We start from the raw sequence: 16,915 nt of genomic DNA, 5'->3' as shown, positions 1-16,915 counted from the left end.
ATATCTATCACAGATTATCCACTTCCCCTAAAATGAGACAGCTATAATTAGGTTATTGTATAAGTCATGATGAAAAAATCTTTTTCACTGAAACTCGAATCGTTAATTTTTAAAACTCGCTGATTTTGGTATGAAAGAAGAAGATATTTGTCGCGAAAACGGGATCAGTAATGCCTGTTACTATAATTGGAAATCAAAGTATGGTGGTATGGAAGCCAATGATGTTAAATGATTAAAAGATCTTGATGAGGAAAATGCCAAACTTAAAAAGATGTTTGTAGCAGTTAGCCTTGAACATTATGCAATGAAGGATCTTTTTGTAAAAAAGGGTTGGTAGTAGCTAAGAAGAAGTTCTGCGCTCAATCATTAAATAATGCAGGCTTATCAGTCAGTAAAGCTTGTCAGTTGACATTGCTATCTCGCTCAGCATTCTACCGCCAACCTATCAATTGTCTTAAAAAAGGCAGTGTGGTGAGCGATGCAATTCAATCAGTTTTAGCTAAATCGCCACAATCAAGATTTTGGAGCGCACAGAGTCAAATTTAATGATCTAAATATGGAAATCAGTGATTGCTCGTCTTTGTCAGATAGTTAATAAGATTTCCATCTATTCTCTTTAACACTATGATTTTACTTAGTATTAAAAAGCAAACCTATTGAGTATATTTATCTATCATTTCTTAATAACAAAATTTTTTCTTTTAAAAAAGAGTTAGTTAATCTTATTTTTATCCTTTCCCACTTCAAATTAAACGATATTTTTCTTACATAAGTTTCTGCTATTTTTGCTATAAATCATGTTAATCTTAATAAGAATAATTATTATTCAATATATAAGGATTAAACATGAACTCTCGTTATGTGCGTGCTCTCACGTTGTTATCATTAATTCCCACTTCTGTCTTCGCTCTTGAGTATCCCGTAGGTCAACCAATCATTAAAAATGGCATGGAAATTCAAGGTGTCTATCTACAACCTATCACGATGGACACAGAGGAAGGCCATCATGCAATGAAGCACCTACCTGCTGATAAAGCTGATATCCATTTAGAAGCAGATATTCATGCTGTTGAAGATAATCCGAATGGTTTTGCTGAAGGTGATTGGATCCCTTATCTCACTGTTGAATATACCGTGACTAAATTAGATGCACCGGAGAAAAAACAGCAGGGAACTTTTATGGCCATGGTCGCCAGTGATGGTCCTCATTATGGTGAAAACCTAAAATTAGATGGCAACGGCCAATATAACGTTACCTATAAAATTTACCCGCCTTCTTACAATAAAGATGTCGTTTTTGGTCGTCATATCGACAAAGAGACGGGGGTAGCCGCTTGGTTCGAGCCTTTTGAAGTGTCATGGGATTTTAACTATAGCGGTACTGGTCGTAAAGGCAGTTACTAATTAGCTTAATTATTGATAGCCCTGTGTATAGGGCTATCTCCTCTGTTTTGTTAAGTGAAATTTCAATGATTAAACATCTCTATCAATACACGCTATTACTGCTATTAATGATAGCAAGCTCTACTTTAGCCGCAGAAAAATACACCGTTGAATTAGAAATGAAAGAGGGGGAACTGATCCCTCGAGTTTTAAATGTTCCTGCTAAAACTCCTATACGGATCAAAATTCGCAATACCGGTAGTAGCCCCGTTGAATTTGAAAGCACTCAATTACGTAAAGAAAAAGTATTAGCGCCTGGGGCAAGTTCTGTCGTTGTGATTGCGCCTCTAAAACCTGGACGTTACACCTTCTTTGATGATTTTCATCTGTCTCACCCTCAAGGTGAAATCGTTGCGACTGAAAAGGCTGAATAAATATGGGACAAGTTCTATTTGTTGTTTGGCGAGAAAGTTTTGAAGCTCTGCTGGTGGTAGGGATCATTTATGCATGGATAAAACGCTCTCCTACCCCTAAACAAGGTATGAAATATCTCTGGGGGGGAGTAATAGTAGGAATACTACTCTCTATTCTTTTAGCTCTTAGCATTTATGGGGTATTTAGCTCCTTAGAAGATATCTGGCAATCTCTGTTTATGGTTATGATGGAAATCATTGCCTGCCTATTAATTGTTCAGATGGTCTATTGGATGAACAAACAAGGTAAATCACTAAAAGCCAATATCGAAAACGAATTGACACAAAAAACGCAACAACAAAGTGTCTGGGGGATTTTACTGATCATCGCCATTGCCATTGCGAGAGAAGGTAGCGAAGTGGTTGTTTTCCTATCAAGCCATATTATGGCTCTCACAGCACAAACCGCGTTGCCTTTCTTGATTGAAGTATTCATTGGCCTATTGATAGCGGGACTAACTCTATGGTTATTTTTGCTAACATCAAAAATGATTTCTTGGCGTAAATTCTTTGTTATTACCGGATTTTTACTGCTTTTCCTCGCCGTTTCCTTGCTATTAAAAGCAGTAGAAGAGATAGCTAATCTACTTATTGAAATGGATATTGAATTACCTGACTTTTTGATTTATCCACTATGGGATCTTAGCCATATTCTGGATGATTCAAGCATTTTTGGTAATTTCTTAGTTTCATTCTTTGCTTATCGCTCGCAACCCATTGGTTTAAGTGTCGTTACTTTTATTGTGTTTTGGTTGGTGGTCGCACTGTTATTTAAACAAGGGGATCGTCATGCCAAATAGCGCCCTATTGAAAGGTGATCATATTGTCATCTTGCTATTGATATCACTATGCTCTTTTTCTGTTTCTGCAAAAAAAATCATTCAAGGCATTACTCAAGATAGTGAAAATATTGTTGTTGCTAAAGGGGATATTCCCACTCCTGAAAAATTTACAACCAATATTCTTAACTACCGGCAGAAAGCTGTTGATCAGTTGACCTTAGTTGAAACTGCATTAAAAAATGTCATTGTTAACAGTGAAAAAAATCAACTGACTGATGCCCAACTCGCCTATCAACAAGCGCATTATCACTATGAGGTGATCCGCCCGATTATTGCATTGTTTGGCGCTACTGAACGCCTATTAAATAATCGGGCTGATTTCTTTCTTGAAAGAGAAAACTCGCCCCGTTTTAGTGGATTTCATTTGGTTGAATATCAACTCTTTAAATTAGAGGATATGCAATCGTCAGCCGAGTCAGCCAAAGCACTGTTAAGAGGCATTAGTGATCTAAAAAAACGCTTAGCGATTGAAGATATTCCCATTGCTAAATTAGTGCAATCTGCAGGTGATAGTTTAGAGCTGATTTTAACCGACAAATTAGCCGGCATTGAAAATCAATATGCAAAAAGTGATCTGGGTGATGGGTATGCCAATTTATACGGTTCACGCCTAATCATTGAGTCGCTATCTAACCATATTCCACTTCAGGAATATCAATCACTACGCAAACAGTATGACACTATTAGCAAACTATTTTTAAAATATCAGCGAGATGAAGAACTATTCCAGCCTTTAGATACGCTTTCTGATAGTGAGAAAGCAGTGCTCTTTGCACAAATAACACAATTAGCGGAGCAAGTTGCACAATTACGTAACGTGCTCAATATTGATGTCTATTATTACTATAAAGAAGCATATGGTGAAAAATAAAACTCTGTTTAAATCACTTCTCACAATCCCCGTTAACCACCATAAACGTACAACGTTAAAATGGTTAGGCGGTAGTTTACTGCTTGCCAGTATGGGCGCAAATGCCATCGAAAAAAACAAGTGTTCACCAACACTTCGTTATCAACGTGCTATTAATTACTTAGGAAAACATCAAGCTGGAGTTATCACGCCAGAACAAAAGCATGCTTCATTTATTGCACTTGATTTAACAGTAACAACCCCTGAGGAAGTAGAAAAAATTTTCCGAACCTTAACACAGCGGATTGCTTTTTTAACACAATCTCGTGAACTTAAAGAAAGTCATAATCCTCACCTTCCCCCCGCAGGATCCGGTATTTTAGGTAGCCAATTATATCCTGATGAATTAACCATCACAGTGGCGTTAGGGGATAGTTTTTTTGATAATCGGTTTGGTTTTCAAGCTCATAAACCCAAACACCTTGAAGCAATGAAACCCTTCCCCAACGATCGCTTAGATCCTAAATGGTGTGGTGGTGATCTGTTACTTCAGCTTTGTGCCAATAGTCAAGAAAGTATCATTTATGCATTAAGAGATATTTTAAAATATCTTTCTGGGCAAGTGCATGCACGATGGAAAATAGATGGTTTTCTACCTGCTCGTGATATTGATAATCAACAAACGCCAATTAATTTATTTGGTTTTAAAGATGGCACAGGTAATGCCCCTGCCACTGACACTCATTTAATGGATGATTTAGTGTGGATCACCGATAAACAAAATGAACCGCAGTGGTGCTTAGGAGGTAGCTATCAAGCGGTGAGACTTATTCGTTTTGCCTTGGAATTTTGGGATAGAACACCTCTTGAAGATCAGGAGAATAACTTTGGTCGTCATCGTGCAACAGGCGCGCCGATAGGAATGAAGCAAGAAATGGACTCACCTGAATTTGAGCAAGATCCTCATGGCGACAGGATACTCTTTGATTCCCATATGAGACGAGCAGAGCCCAGAACCCCCGAACGTTATAGTGCCAAACTGCGTCGTCGCAGTTATAGCTACTCATTAGGGCTAACGCCGTCAGGGCAATTAGATATGGGGCTTGTCTTTGTCTCATTTCAGAATAACCTTAAAAAAGGCTTTATTGATACGCAAAAGCGTTTAAATGGTGAACCGTTAGAGCGCTATATAAAACCTTTTGGTGGGGGTTATTACTTCGTATTACCCGGCGTCACACAAGCAAGCGATATATTAGCTAAAGGACTATTTACTTAAATTTTGCTATTTTCAAATACGTTTACTTTTCCAGTAAACGTATTTGATAAAAATATTCGCAATATTAAGATAAAACATGGCGAATTTTTGCTTTTAATGCATTACCTAATTCTATTTGGTTTTCAGGTTTAATAAATCCCATGGTCAATGCAGCTGCGACCATTTCACCTTTCCTATTAAATACAGGACATGCAATAGATTGAGCCCCAGGAATACCTTCAGCGGGTTGTTGGCGAATAGCAAAACCTTGTTGATGTATACTGTTTTTTTGCTGTATTGATAAATCAGCATCAATTTCTAAATGACTAAAGACTGCATAAGTCGCACCTGCCGCACTCAATTTATGTGGAACGGGTGTATTTGGCAAAAAATCAATATCGACATGTTTAAAACTACGATTATATCTCACTAAATAGAGCTTCTTACCTTGAGCAATAACAAGTCCTGTTGACATATTATGCTCATCTCTAAATTCACAAAGTCTTTGATTAATTTCATCAACTAAAGAGAGGTTTGTGTGTGTTGCCTCAGCTAGCATTATAATTTTGCTACCTAAACAATACTGCCCTCCTTCACTCTCTTGATAGAGCATGTCACTGCGGCAAAGAGACACTAAATATTTATGTAGACGACTTTTTGATAGTGAGCATGCCTTAGCTATCTCAGAAGAGCGTGCAGCACCTCCTTGAGATGCTAAAAACTCTAAAATAGTCACTGCGATATCAACAGAGTTAACCCCTTGAGAATTCTGCATTTATTTCTCCACGCCTAAGCCGTTATTTATCTTTATTTATGACGATATTTGTTTGTTCTTTTTTTATTCATTTTTATAGTTATTCACACTAAAAATTTTATGAAAAATAAGAATATAAATCATTTTCTGTTGATTATCTTCTTTATTTATCCTTGAATGATCTAACTCAAGTTTATTATTAATGAACTAAGTTTATATATAGTTAACATTGTTATGTGTGAGAATGTCCTATGTATAAAAATAAACAGTGGGAATTAGATAGAAGAACGCTATTAAAAGGAATGGGAGCTATTGGTTTGGCAGCTCTTTCCCCTAATGCGTTTAGCCTAGCTAATGAAAATAAACCCATATTTAACCAGAAAACTCGGATAAAATTATCTGAATATCAAACTTTTCAATCCACCTGTGCAATGGAATGTCTCCATTGTAACCTAACCGCTTTTACTCATCAGGGAAAACTAATCAAAATTGAAGCTACAGAAGGCTTTAATGTCAAATGTTGTTTACGAGGAATTAGCCGAACTAAATGGGTATATCATAAGGATAGACTCACTACACCTTTACTACGTGTTGGCGAAAAAGGTAAGACTGAGTTTAAACCTATTAGCTGGAATGACGCTTTAGATCTTATCGAAAAAAACATTCGAGAAACTATTGATAAATATGGTAACGAAGGGCTTTTTATTTCTACTCACGCTGGAAATATGGATTCCATCAAAAATGATATGGGTAAAGCCTTTTTCGACTATTTAGGCGGCTCTACAAAACAAGCCGGCTCCTTATGTTGCTCTGCGGTTACTGCAGCTATGATCCCTATGGTTGGCCTACGCTATGCAGATACGCGTGATACGGTAAAAGATAGCCGTTATATTCTATGTTGGGGCAATAACCCAGCAGTGACTATGCACGCCTACTTTAAAAATTATAATCAGGCTCGCCGTAATGGTGCCAGAATGGTAGTCATTGATCCGCGTTTTAATGAAACCGCAGCCAAAGCTGATGAGTGGATCCCCATTATTCCGGGTACCGATACCGCCCTTGCATTAGGAATGATCAAATTAATCATTGAAGAAAATCTTACAGATAAACCTTTTTTGCGTGCCCATACCGGAGCGGTGTATTTAGTCGATGAACAACAAAAACTACTACGTGATTCAGCTAGTGATAAAGATAGCTATTTAGTCTTTGATACCCTAACTCAGCAAATTGTTCGCCATGATACCCCCAATATTGTACCGGCGTTAACTCATGATGAACTGCCAAATAAAATAAATTACACCACCGTTTTTGAACAAATCTATTTACAAGCTAAACCCTGGACTATCGAAAAAACCAGTAAAGAAACAGATATTCCACAAGAGACTATTATTCGTTTAGCTCGAGACTACGCGACAATAAAGCCTGCAATGATTGTACAAAATATGTCTGGCGCACAACGCACTGAATTTGGTGCCTATGTTGCGGCAAGCCAGTTTTATCTTGCTCTATTAACCGGCAATATTGGTAAAAAAGGCGCGGGTATTTGTGATGCCGGTGGCGTGCGTCAGATGGCAAAATTTAATCCTATTATTCCCCCAGCACCAAATGTTAAACCCATTAATCCCATTCCTGTTGCAAAAGTGGGTGAATGGATAGTCAACGAAAGACCCCACCCGATTAATTTCTGGTGGATCATGACAATGGGGGTGATGACACAATTACCCAATACCAATATGGTACGTAAGGCGCTAAAAAAAGTTCCTTTTGTTGTCGTAGCCGATAATTTAATGTCATCAACAGCGCTTTATGCCGACTTAGTACTTCCAGTGACAACCATTTTTGAAGATACAAGTTTAATGGCTGGTGTGCGTAGCCAATATGTTCAATTAATGGAAAAAGCCGTTGAACCACCAGGAGAAGCAAAGCCTGATTATTGGATTTTTGCCCGCCTTGCTGAACGCTTTGGTTTCGGTGACGTATTTAATCAACCTATTGAGCACTATATTGATACTTGCCTCGCGGGATCGGGGATTACGCGGGAAATGCTAGAAAAAGGGCCTGTACGACCAGTAGAAGGCGATTGGATCCCATTTAAAGACGGAATATTTCGTACATCAACCCAAAAAGCACATTTCTTTATTGAAGAATGGCAAGATAAAAACTACTCCCCTATAGTCACTTATTATCCAGTAAAGGAATCGACAACAGGCTCCCCTGAATTAGCAAAAAAATATCCGTTAATGGCTGTGCAACGTAAGCTAGCACGTAGTGTTCATTCAAGCCATGGGATGAATGAATGGATTTTAGAAGTACAGCGTAATCAACCAAATATTTTAATACATCCTAATGATGCGTTATCTCGTGGAATAAACAATGGTGATTGGGTGTTTGCTTTTAATGATAGAGGTGAACATAGAGCAATAGCCGTTGTCACCACACACATAAAACAAGGTGTTGTTTCTCTTGATAATGGTTGGTGGGAACAACAAGGGGGGAGTAGTAGCCATGTAACAAATGACCATGTTGAACCTTTAGGTAATGGTCATTGTTGTAACAGTACCCTAGTTAATGTGAGACGGGAGGCATAATCATGGCTAAAAAACAGTATGGTTTTCTGATTAATAGTAAAGATTGTTATGGCTGTCGCACTTGTTCGATGGCTTGTAAATCAGAAAATGTTACCCCTCCAGGAGTCTTGTGGCGTAGAGTACGCGAATTCAATGAAGATCTACCCAATGCGCAAGCTTTTATCACTATGTCCTGTAATCATTGTGACGATCCACAATGCTTAAAAGTATGCCCTGCCGATACTTATACTAAGCGAGCTGATGGGATTGTGATACAGGATCATGACAAATGTATTGGTTGCCAAATGTGCATTATGGCATGCCCTTATAATGCGCCGGTTTACGATCCTGTAGAAGGGAAGACCAGTAAATGTAATATGTGTGCCGATAGAATAGACGAAGGCTTAAAACCTCGCTGTGTTGAATCTTGTCCAACTGGTGCCATTGAGTTTGGCGAAATTGAAGATTTGCGCCAAAAACATATCACAAATTGGGCATTATTAGAAAAACGTTATGGGGTTCCTGATCATACCATCAGTCATCCTAATATTGTCATTATTGGTATGGAGGATTAACCATGCATGATTATCAAATGCCTTTGGTTCTATTCACCGTAATGAGTCAATGGGGGATCGGTGCCGTACTTGCCTTATCTCTTTATCAATGGCAAACACAAAACTCCGCCATGTTAAGCCCCAAAGCGTTACGTACAACGATTGCCCTTATTTGGTTAATTGAAGTAATTGGTTCTTCTATGTCAATGGGACACCTAGGCGATCCTCTCGGCGCTTATCGCTCAGTACTTGGTGTTGCTCACTCATGGTTAAGTCGTGAAGCTATTGCCTTTGTTATTTTAAACGGTTTAATTTCCCTCTGGGCATTAGCAAGTTGGCTACAACCAAATAAAATACGCCGTAATAGCCTACTAGGTCTGTTCTGTGGCCTTATTGGCTTACCCGTTATTTTAATAACAGCACAAATTTATTATCAAATGCAAACACATGCGTTATGGCATACCCCCGCAACACAAATAAGTTTTATTGGTACGGCCCTATTATTGGGTTTTGGCTCTGTTATTCCTTGGTTACAGTTGCAAGGTAAAAAAACCATTCATACATTGCATTTCGGTGCTTTTATCGGCTTACTGTTAGTATTGATGGGATTAGTAATACGAGTTCAAATTTCAGGTGCTAACGTAGCGAGCTTATTGTTATGGTGGCAAGTCATCGCCAGTTTAATAATAGGATGTGTTATTATCACACTATCTCGTAGCTCTTTGTTTACAAAGGCTTTAATATCAATTATTACTATTTTTATCCTTTTTAGCGGTGAAATCGCCGGCAGAATGCTATTTTATGGCAATGTGATGTCCCAATCACCTTGGTTTTAATTTTTATTTTCCCTAACATGAGTCCTATTTATTTTGCCCCAAATTTATTTGGGGCTTTTTTATACTTCAAACAACATTCTTTTTAAGATATTAAGTGACATATCAATATTCTTTTTCTCTTTGATGAAATAATCATCTAGCTATCTTGAATAATAATAGGCAAAATTAACATCAATGAGTTAGCTAAATTCCCTGTTTATTATTAGAAAAGAGAGCGCTTCACATGACTGGATTAATTATTACCATCGCGTTATTGGGTCTTATTTTTTATTATTACAACCGTATTATCTCTATGCGTGAAGCGGTTATCTCAAGTGAAACAGAAATATCGGTACAACTCGACCGTCGTGGTAAAGTGTTTGATAGCTTATTAGCTACAGTAAAAAAATATCTTAGTCATGAAGCCGATGTTTTTACTAAAATCACCGAATTAAGAGCTAAAACACAAAGTAGCAATAACCAAGAAGCAAAAGCGGCAGAAGATGAGCTATCAAAAATTGTTTCAAGTGGTGCGATTAATGTCGCTGTTGAAAACTATCCTGAACTAAAATCAGATACTATCATGGCTAATTTACAAGAAGAGATTGTCTCAACAGAAAATAAACTCTCTTTTGCTAAACGTGGCTATAACCGTACCTTAGAGCAATATCGTGCGTTTATCGCCTCTATCCCTGCGGTATTTATTGTGAAGATTTTTCCAAGTCTCGTGATTAATAAAGAATACTGGCGTCTTGATGAAACAGCGATTAAATCAGAAGAAGCGCGCCGTATTAACTTTGATTAACACCACGCACCATAACTTATACATAAAATAATACGGTAGATATTATTGGAGAATAATAAATGGATTTCAGAAATGTACTGCGAAAAAATGCCATTCGCACTCGGTTTGTGATAGTCACCTATTTACTATTAATGCTAATGATCGGCTTATTAGTTGATAGCGCGATAGGTGCCAATCCTCATTTAAGTTTAATTGATAATATGCTGGCATTTCTGACATTCCAATCACTGCCTATTGCTTCATTGATTATTGTTGCCATTTCAATTGTGTTGCTGATTATTGTTCACTTTAAAGGGCATAAAATCATGTTGACGGGCATGAAAGCACGATTAATTAATCCTGAAGAGCCATTAAATACCCAAGAGCGACAATTATTAAATATTGTGGAAGAGCTTAGTTTAAGTGCGACTTTGGGCTATATCCCTAAGCTTTATATTTTAGATACACCAGAAGCCAATGCCTTTGCTGCCGGCTGGTCTGAAAAAAATGCCTTTATTGGTGTCACTCGTGGGTTGTTAAATCAACTTAATCGCCAAGAAATACAAGCCGTATTAGCCCATGAAACAGGTCATATTATTCATGGTGATACCCGTTTAACACTGTATGTGGGTATTTTAGCAAATGTTATTTTAACGGTAACAAATATCTTTGGTAGCCGCTTATATATAGCCTCTGGTAACCGTGGTGGTAAAAGTAATGATGCCGCCAGTAAAGCACGATTGATTTTAATTGTACTCAACGTTGTTTTACCCATTATTACTCAAGTGCTCTATTTCTATTTATCGCGGACACGTGAATATATGGCAGATGCGGTAGCGGTTGATCTCACCCAAGATAATCAATCAATGATCAATGCACTAAAGAAAATTGCAGCACAACACGAAACTGAAAATTTTGAAGATGGCTCGACAGGACGAGCATATCGCAAAGCAGCCTTTATTTTTAATAAGGGAGACTCTCTTTTTTCAACCCATCCTTCGATTGAAAATAGAATAGCAGTACTCGAAGGGAAAAAGACTTTTTAAACCAACAGATTAAAACAAAAGCGTTTATCCATTATTATGGAATAAATACATGAAATAAACGCTTTTTGATTATTCTATCATCATAGGATTGCTTAACGCTGTTTTTCACCATGATGAAAAATAGCCGTGCGTAGACGCTCTTGCTGTTCATAACGCTGAGCAAAAGCTATTGTGTTATCTTTACCTAATTCCACCAGCAATTCGTTCATCGTTTGTATGCTAGCACTGGCAATGGCCTCATCAACCTGCTTAATCACTTCCTCATAATGAGACATAATTATTCCTCTTTTCCTATAAAATACTTATTAACTATCATATAACAAGAAAGGAGACGTTCTGTATTTTTAGTCATAAAAAAAGTGATTAAATGGAATTAAGTGGTCTATTTTTGGTTTCTTTACCTAATAACATAACCGCTAGTATCGCTATCACAATGGAAAGGCTAAAAATAAGAAAAATAGTGCTTATGTCAAATTGATATTGCACTAAATAGCCTACCATCAGTGGCCCTAATATTCCGCCAATACGTCCTATTGCCGTCGCCGTTCCAGCGCCTGTAGCTCGTATACCATCAGGATATTGTTCTGGGGTATAAGCATATAATGCCCCCCACGCACCTAAATTAAAAAATGATAACAACATACCGAACACTAATAGTGTGGTTGTGGAATCGGCTACGCTAAAATAGTAAGCGCTAATCGCGGTGCCTGCTAAATAAGTGATTAACACAAATTTACGACCATAACGTTCAATAAACCATGCTGCGGTAAAATAGCCCGGTAACTGAGCGAGTGTCATGATCAACACATATTGAAAGCTTTTAATTAAACTAAAGCCTTTTAACATTGCGACACTCGGTAGCCATAAAAAAATGCCATAATAAGAGAACACCACACAAAACCATAATACCCACAACATCAGTGTTGAACGGCGATATTGAGGTGACCAAATCAATGCCATTGATTGGCGAAGAGATAAACGATTTTGTAATAATAACTGCGTGGAACTGGGTTCTGGTAACTTTGAACGCAAATAGAGTGCATAAACTGCGGGTAGTGCGCTCAATAACATAGCCATACGCCAGCCATAATCAGGAATAATAAAATACGCTATTAACGCGGCAATTAACCACCCTACCGCCCAAAAACTCTCTAATAAAACAACAATACGACCACGCTCATGAGCTTTAACACTTTCACTCACCAATGTAGAAGCAACGGGTAATTCTCCGCCTAAGCCCATACCAATAAAAAAGCGTAAAATTAATACCACCATTAAGGAGCTTGCTAATGCAGTTAAACCGCAACCAAGGCTAAATAGCAGCAACGTTAAGATAAATACCGGTTTACGACCTTTTCTATCGGCCATAATGCCAAAGACAAAAGCGCCTACGGCCATACCGATAGAATTAATACTGCCAATCCAACCTAATTGCGCTGCGGTTAATCCCCAATCTTCTTTTAACGCCGTTAATAAAAAGGCGAGAAGCCCCACATCCATTGCATCGAAAGTCCACCCCATTCCGGCAATACATAACAATTTACGACGAGAAAGTACCGTTGGTTCTTTTGCTGTTTCGCTTGCCACTGCCATGCTTCTATCCTTTACCATCCCAAAGTTATTTGTTTAGTATACTAAACAAAGAAATTAAACTTGTTAATAGTAAAAGACAAATTTAAATAAAATTTAACATAACTGAATGAAATTTAGCTAAAAAAAATCGGCATCTGTTGTTTCAGACACCGATTTTAATTTTTATTACCTTAAACACTAATTTGTAGATTAGCTTCTTAAACCGCGACCTTTTTCAATTAAGTACCAGGCTACGATATAAAACACGGCAATAAACAGGCATAGTACCGTGATTGTCACCGTTAATGACACATCAGTGATCCCTAAAAAACCATAACGGAAACCGCTTATCATATAAACAATCGGGTTTAATTTAGAAACACCTTGCCAAAATGCAGGTAATAAGGAGAGTGAATAAAACACACCTCCTAAATAAGTTAATGGCGTTAAAACAAAGGTGGGAATAATACTAATATCATCAAAGGTTTTCGCAAAAATGGCATTCAACAATCCTGCGAGAGAAAAAACAATCGAGGTCATTAATAATGTCACCACAACCATTGTCCAAGAGTGTATCTCTAGTGGTACAAAAAATAGTGAAACCAGAGTGACCAATATCCCAACACAAATACCACGGGCGACACCACCACCCACAAATCCGGCAATAACAACATGGGTCGGTACTGGCGATACTAATAATTCTTCAATACTACGTTGGAATTTAGCGCCAAAAAATGAAGAGGAGACATTAGCATATGAGTTTGTGATCACCGCCATCATAATCAAGCCGGGAACAATAAACTGCATATAATCAACACCGCCCATATCACCAATACGCTTACCAATTAAGTTACCGAAAATAACAAAATAGAGCGACATCGTGATAACAGGAGGAATTAAAGTTTGTACCCAGATACGGCCAAAACGGGTCACTTCTTTAATCCAAATCGTCTTGAGGGCTACCCAATACAACTGAATCATTCCCTCTCTCCTTTTTCTGTTTCTGTATGATCTTCATTAACTAAATGCACAAATAACTCCTCAAGGCGGTTAGCTTTATTACGCATACTTAAAACCTGAATACCTTGTGCATTGAGCTGAGCAAAAACCCCATTCAATCCTTGCTCTCTTTTCACATCAACTTCTAGTGTTGATGTATCGACTAAACGATACTGGTAATTTTGTAATTCAGGTAACGGACTTTTTGCTGCTAAGTCCAAAATAAAGGTTTCAGACTCTAATTTACTTAATAAACCTTTCATACTGGTGTTTTCAACCAGTTCACCACGCTGAATAATACCAATATTCCGACACAGCATTTCTGCTTCTTCAAGATAATGTGTGGTTAATATAATAGTGGTGCCCTGTGCATTTAAATGTTGTAAAAACGTCCACATTGAACGACGTAATTCAATATCTACTCCCGCCGTTGGCTCATCGAGGATCAGCAATTTAGGCTCATGCATTAATGCACGCGCAATCATTAAACGCCGTTTCATTCCCCCAGATAAAAAACGTGCTCTATCATCTTTTTTCTCCCATAAATCTAATTGGGTTAAATACGTTTTTGCACGCTCTAATGCCACTTTACGTGGTACACCATAGTAGCCAGCCTGATTAAGGACAATTTGTAATACGGTTTCAAAAGGGTTGAAATTGAATTCTTGTGGCACTAATCCGAGTTGTCTTTTAGCATTAACCATATCGGTATCAGTGTCATAGCCAAATACTTTGACTTTACCACTGCTCTTATTCACCAAAGAGCTGATAATCCCTATGGTGGTCGATTTTCCTGCACCATTAGGGCCTAATAGCGCATAAAAATCCCCCGCTTCTACGGTTAAATTAATTCCTTTAAGCGCTTTGACACCATTATGGTAAGTTTTCGTTAACTCGGTTAACTCCAATGCATAAGTCATAAGTGGAAATTACCTTTTATCAACTGCATTATTCAGCATTGACTGAGCTGAAATCAGAAATAGCTATTCAACTAAGCCTTACTCCCCTGAGTGCAAATCAGGATAGGTATAGAAAATGGGCTTAGTTCAATAGGATCAAAATGGAATAAGATATTCTAGAGAAAAATAAGACGTAAATAAACCGTTTTACAGATAATGCCTCAAACAGATAAATAAATTTTATTTAACTATTTTAATAGTCAACAGAGCGAACACTGCAATTACTGATCAATAAAAATGACGATTAATTGTAGCTATTTTCCAGTATTAATCTCAATAAAAAGCCAATAATAACTAAATGTTATTATTTAGCCTGTTTGATAGCAATAAATTTATTGGTCTTATTACTCAATCTGACTGATAGATATTATCATGCGCTTTATTACCTCCAATAATTTATCAATAAAAAACGGACAGATACCGTTAACAGGTTTTATCCTCATCATTCGCCAGCCCAAATAAACATTAATATTTTTTATGAAAAAATAATTACCCTCGATTATTCAAAATAAGAATAATCGAGTTAACAATCAGTTATCTTTTTATACATTTGATTTACATCAAATAATGTGTTGATAAATTCATTAAACAAATACTGTAAAAAGTTCTATCTTATTTGAAAGCAAAAATAGACAAGCAATTAACTGTCACTTGGCTCAAAAAAAGCCTTCTGATTCATTTAAAAGTAATGGTATAAAAATACCCTTTCTTTATTGAGCTTAAACATCCAACAATAACACTAAAGCTATTTCGTGTTGGCCTACTGTCAGCGCAAATGGTGGGAAACTGAATTTACAGGCAGTCACATCATGATGAGAAAAATTGAAGAACTGTTAGCCAACAATAAACAATGGTCAAGTTCTGTTACAGAAGAAAACCCGCAATTTTTTAAAGAGCTGAGTAAAGGCCAAAAACCTCATTTCTTATGGATTGGTTGTTCAGACAGCCGCGTTCCCGCTGAAAAATTAATTAATGCCGCCCCTGGTGATTTATTTGTACACCGCAATGTGGCAAACCTTGTGATCCACACCGACTTAAACTGTCTTTCTGTTATTCAATATGCCGTTGATGTCCTACAAGTTGAGCATATTATTGTTTGTGGTCATTATGGCTGTGGTGGTATTGAAGCTGCTATTGAAGGGACTGAACTGGGCTTAATTAATAACTGGTTACTGCATATCCGTGATATCTGGTATAAACATAGCTCCATGTTAGGTGAACTCGCACCACAAGATAGATTAAATTTACTCTGTGAACTTAACGTGATAGAACAAGTTTATAACCTTGGTCACTCAACTATTATGCAAGCCGCATGGAAACGTGGACAAAAAGTGATGATCCACGGTTGGGTTTACGGTTTAAACAATGGTGAATTACACGATTTAGATATCACCTCAGACAGTCGTGAAAAACTAGAACTCTCTTATCGCCAAGCTATTGCAAAATTAAGCCATCCACGTTGATTTTCTAATATTAAACCCGCCAAAGCGGGTTTAATATACGATATAAATCAACAAGATTATTCATCTAGTAGCGTTACGTGACCAATATAAGGTAGGTGACGATAACGTTGTGCATAATCAATGCCGTAACCTATAACAAACTTATCTTCAATAGAGTAGCCAATCCACTCTACTGGCACATCCACTTCACGACGTGATGGCTTATCAAGTAGCGTACAGATAGCAATAGAGGCAGGCTCACGTAAACTTAAAATCTCTTTAACACGGTTTAAAGTATTACCTGAGTCAATAATATCTTCAACAATCAGAACATCTTTACCACGAATGTCTTCATCAAGATCTTTAATGATTTTAACGTCTCTTGTTGACGTCATTCCATTACCGTAACTTGATACTGTCATAAAATCGACTTCATGTGGCACTTCAATTTCACGACATAAATCCGCCATAAAAATAAAAGAGCCTTTTAATAAGCCAATTAAGACCAAATCGTGTTTTTCTTGACGAGAACGATAATGTTCTGTGATTTCACGACCTAATTCAGCAATACGCTGTTTGATCTCTTCTTCAGAGATCATGACATCAACAATATGTTTCAT

The 16,915-nt window shown here is 37.4% G+C and carries 17 protein-coding genes and 1 pseudogene; 12 read left to right on the top strand and 6 right to left on the bottom strand.

Features of this window, described 5'->3' with window-relative positions:
* Window positions 1-59: 59 nt before the first annotated feature.
* The 6 genes and pseudogenes from HMPREF3129_RS19040 to efeB form a co-directional block, all read left to right on the top strand.
* Window positions 60-525 (top strand): annotated as a pseudogene (locus HMPREF3129_RS19040) (transposase); the annotation flags it as partial.
* Between the two features lie 321 nt (window positions 526-846).
* The gene (locus HMPREF3129_RS15475; protein ID WP_004245023.1) at window positions 847-1,404 is read left to right on the top strand and encodes an iron transporter; all 558 of its coding nucleotides are present in this window, start codon (window positions 847-849) and stop codon (window positions 1,402-1,404) included.
* Window positions 1,405-1,469: 65 nt separating this feature from the next.
* Window positions 1,470-1,817, top strand: a complete 348-nt coding sequence (locus HMPREF3129_RS15470) for a cupredoxin domain-containing protein (RefSeq protein WP_004245024.1) — start codon at window positions 1,470-1,472, stop codon at window positions 1,815-1,817.
* A 2-nt stretch (window positions 1,818-1,819) separates the two neighbouring features.
* The gene (locus tag HMPREF3129_RS15465) at window positions 1,820-2,656 is read left to right on the top strand and encodes an FTR1 family iron permease (RefSeq protein WP_036908341.1); all 837 of its coding nucleotides are present in this window, start codon (window positions 1,820-1,822) and stop codon (window positions 2,654-2,656) included.
* Window positions 2,646-3,569, top strand: a complete 924-nt coding sequence (locus HMPREF3129_RS15460) for an EfeM/EfeO family lipoprotein (protein WP_004252518.1) — start codon at window positions 2,646-2,648, stop codon at window positions 3,567-3,569. The genes HMPREF3129_RS15465 and HMPREF3129_RS15460 overlap by 11 nt, the downstream gene beginning before the upstream one ends.
* Window positions 3,556-4,824, top strand: a complete 1,269-nt coding sequence (efeB, locus tag HMPREF3129_RS15455; protein WP_036919812.1) for an iron uptake transporter deferrochelatase/peroxidase subunit — start codon at window positions 3,556-3,558, stop codon at window positions 4,822-4,824. Before HMPREF3129_RS15460 ends, efeB begins: the two co-directional genes overlap by 14 nt.
* 64 nt (window positions 4,825-4,888) lie before the next feature.
* Here efeB and HMPREF3129_RS15450 read toward each other — a convergent pair whose 3' ends face one another.
* Entirely contained in the window at window positions 4,889-5,578 is a 690-nt protein-coding gene (locus HMPREF3129_RS15450) for a helix-turn-helix domain-containing protein (RefSeq protein ID WP_004245028.1), read from the bottom strand.
* A 230-nt stretch (window positions 5,579-5,808) separates the two neighbouring features.
* Here HMPREF3129_RS15450 and HMPREF3129_RS15445 point away from each other — a divergent pair, with 230 nt between their 5' ends.
* From HMPREF3129_RS15445 to htpX, 5 genes are all read left to right on the top strand, one after another.
* The gene (locus HMPREF3129_RS15445; protein WP_036919809.1) at window positions 5,809-8,145 is read left to right on the top strand and encodes a molybdopterin-containing oxidoreductase family protein; all 2,337 of its coding nucleotides are present in this window, start codon (window positions 5,809-5,811) and stop codon (window positions 8,143-8,145) included.
* Between the two features lie 2 nt (window positions 8,146-8,147).
* Window positions 8,148-8,699, top strand: a complete 552-nt coding sequence (locus HMPREF3129_RS15440) for a 4Fe-4S dicluster domain-containing protein (RefSeq protein WP_004245030.1) — start codon at window positions 8,148-8,150, stop codon at window positions 8,697-8,699.
* 2 nt (window positions 8,700-8,701) lie between these two features.
* Window positions 8,702-9,514, top strand: a complete 813-nt coding sequence (locus tag HMPREF3129_RS15435; RefSeq protein ID WP_036894251.1) for a dimethyl sulfoxide reductase anchor subunit family protein — start codon at window positions 8,702-8,704, stop codon at window positions 9,512-9,514.
* A gap of 223 nt (window positions 9,515-9,737) precedes the next feature.
* Complete coding sequence (locus tag HMPREF3129_RS15430) at window positions 9,738-10,298, top strand: LemA family protein (RefSeq protein ID WP_004245032.1); 561 nt, start codon at window positions 9,738-9,740, stop codon at window positions 10,296-10,298.
* A 59-nt stretch (window positions 10,299-10,357) separates the two neighbouring features.
* Entirely contained in the window at window positions 10,358-11,323 is a 966-nt protein-coding gene (htpX, locus tag HMPREF3129_RS15425; RefSeq protein WP_036919806.1) for a zinc metalloprotease HtpX, read from the top strand.
* A gap of 92 nt (window positions 11,324-11,415) precedes the next feature.
* Here htpX and HMPREF3129_RS15420 read toward each other — a convergent pair whose 3' ends face one another.
* The 4 genes from HMPREF3129_RS15420 to HMPREF3129_RS15405 form a co-directional block, all read right to left on the bottom strand.
* Window positions 11,416-11,598, bottom strand: a complete 183-nt coding sequence (locus HMPREF3129_RS15420; RefSeq protein WP_004245034.1) for a DUF2526 family protein — start codon at window positions 11,596-11,598, stop codon at window positions 11,416-11,418.
* Window positions 11,599-11,686: 88 nt separating this feature from the next.
* Complete coding sequence (locus tag HMPREF3129_RS15415; RefSeq protein ID WP_004247266.1) at window positions 11,687-12,916, bottom strand: MFS transporter; 1,230 nt, start codon at window positions 12,914-12,916, stop codon at window positions 11,687-11,689.
* A gap of 189 nt (window positions 12,917-13,105) precedes the next feature.
* The gene (locus HMPREF3129_RS15410; RefSeq protein WP_004245036.1) at window positions 13,106-13,876 is read right to left on the bottom strand and encodes an ABC transporter permease; all 771 of its coding nucleotides are present in this window, start codon (window positions 13,874-13,876) and stop codon (window positions 13,106-13,108) included.
* Window positions 13,873-14,814 carry an ABC transporter ATP-binding protein gene (locus tag HMPREF3129_RS15405; RefSeq protein WP_004245037.1) on the bottom strand — a complete coding sequence of 314 codons (942 nt, stop codon included), beginning with the start codon at window positions 14,812-14,814 and terminating at the stop codon, window positions 13,873-13,875. The genes HMPREF3129_RS15410 and HMPREF3129_RS15405 overlap by 4 nt, the downstream gene beginning before the upstream one ends.
* An 848-nt stretch (window positions 14,815-15,662) precedes the next feature.
* Between HMPREF3129_RS15405 and can the strand changes: the two genes are divergently transcribed.
* Window positions 15,663-16,316 (top strand): carbonate dehydratase, encoded by a 654-nt coding sequence (can, locus tag HMPREF3129_RS15400; RefSeq protein WP_004245038.1) that lies wholly within the window; start codon window positions 15,663-15,665, stop codon window positions 16,314-16,316.
* 56 nt (window positions 16,317-16,372) lie between these two features.
* On the opposite strand, the gene hpt is transcribed toward can, so the two are convergent.
* Window positions 16,373-16,915, bottom strand: a complete 543-nt coding sequence (hpt, locus tag HMPREF3129_RS15395) for a hypoxanthine phosphoribosyltransferase (protein WP_004245039.1) — start codon at window positions 16,913-16,915, stop codon at window positions 16,373-16,375.

This window comes from Proteus sp. HMSC14B05, from assembly GCF_001808035.1.
Taxonomy (GTDB): Bacteria; Pseudomonadota; Gammaproteobacteria; order Enterobacterales; family Enterobacteriaceae; genus Proteus; species Proteus mirabilis.
The sequence above is the reverse complement of the archived record's forward strand: the minus strand, read 5'-3'. Positions and strand labels throughout refer to the sequence as shown.

Excerpts from the sequence above, each read along its gene's own strand:
- HMPREF3129_RS15460 (WP_004252518.1), top strand. The coding sequence starts at position 2,646 with ATGCCAAATAGCGCCCTATTGAAAGGTGATCATATTGTCATCTTGCTA.
- can (WP_004245038.1), top strand. The coding sequence starts at position 15,663 with ATGATGAGAAAAATTGAAGAACTGTTAGCCAACAATAAACAATGGTCA.
- HMPREF3129_RS15420 (WP_004245034.1), bottom strand. The coding sequence starts at position 11,598 with ATGTCTCATTATGAGGAAGTGATTAAGCAGGTTGATGAGGCCATTGCC.
- HMPREF3129_RS15415 (WP_004247266.1), bottom strand. The coding sequence starts at position 12,916 with ATGGCAGTGGCAAGCGAAACAGCAAAAGAACCAACGGTACTTTCTCGT.
- HMPREF3129_RS15470 (WP_004245024.1), top strand. The coding sequence starts at position 1,470 with ATGATTAAACATCTCTATCAATACACGCTATTACTGCTATTAATGATA.
- efeB (WP_036919812.1), top strand. The coding sequence starts at position 3,556 with ATGGTGAAAAATAAAACTCTGTTTAAATCACTTCTCACAATCCCCGTT.
- HMPREF3129_RS15440 (WP_004245030.1), top strand. The coding sequence starts at position 8,148 with ATGGCTAAAAAACAGTATGGTTTTCTGATTAATAGTAAAGATTGTTAT.
- HMPREF3129_RS15405 (WP_004245037.1), bottom strand. The coding sequence starts at position 14,814 with ATGACTTATGCATTGGAGTTAACCGAGTTAACGAAAACTTACCATAAT.
- HMPREF3129_RS15445 (WP_036919809.1), top strand. The coding sequence starts at position 5,809 with ATGTATAAAAATAAACAGTGGGAATTAGATAGAAGAACGCTATTAAAA.
- HMPREF3129_RS15410 (WP_004245036.1), bottom strand. The coding sequence starts at position 13,876 with ATGATTCAGTTGTATTGGGTAGCCCTCAAGACGATTTGGATTAAAGAA.
- HMPREF3129_RS15465 (WP_036908341.1), top strand. The coding sequence starts at position 1,820 with ATGGGACAAGTTCTATTTGTTGTTTGGCGAGAAAGTTTTGAAGCTCTG.
- HMPREF3129_RS15430 (WP_004245032.1), top strand. The coding sequence starts at position 9,738 with ATGACTGGATTAATTATTACCATCGCGTTATTGGGTCTTATTTTTTAT.
- HMPREF3129_RS15475 (WP_004245023.1), top strand. The coding sequence starts at position 847 with ATGAACTCTCGTTATGTGCGTGCTCTCACGTTGTTATCATTAATTCCC.
- HMPREF3129_RS15450 (WP_004245028.1), bottom strand. The coding sequence starts at position 5,578 with ATGCAGAATTCTCAAGGGGTTAACTCTGTTGATATCGCAGTGACTATT.
- hpt (WP_004245039.1), bottom strand. The coding sequence starts at position 16,915 with ATGAAACATATTGTTGATGTCATGATCTCTGAAGAAGAGATCAAACAG.
- htpX (WP_036919806.1), top strand. The coding sequence starts at position 10,358 with ATGGATTTCAGAAATGTACTGCGAAAAAATGCCATTCGCACTCGGTTT.
- HMPREF3129_RS15435 (WP_036894251.1), top strand. The coding sequence starts at position 8,702 with ATGCATGATTATCAAATGCCTTTGGTTCTATTCACCGTAATGAGTCAA.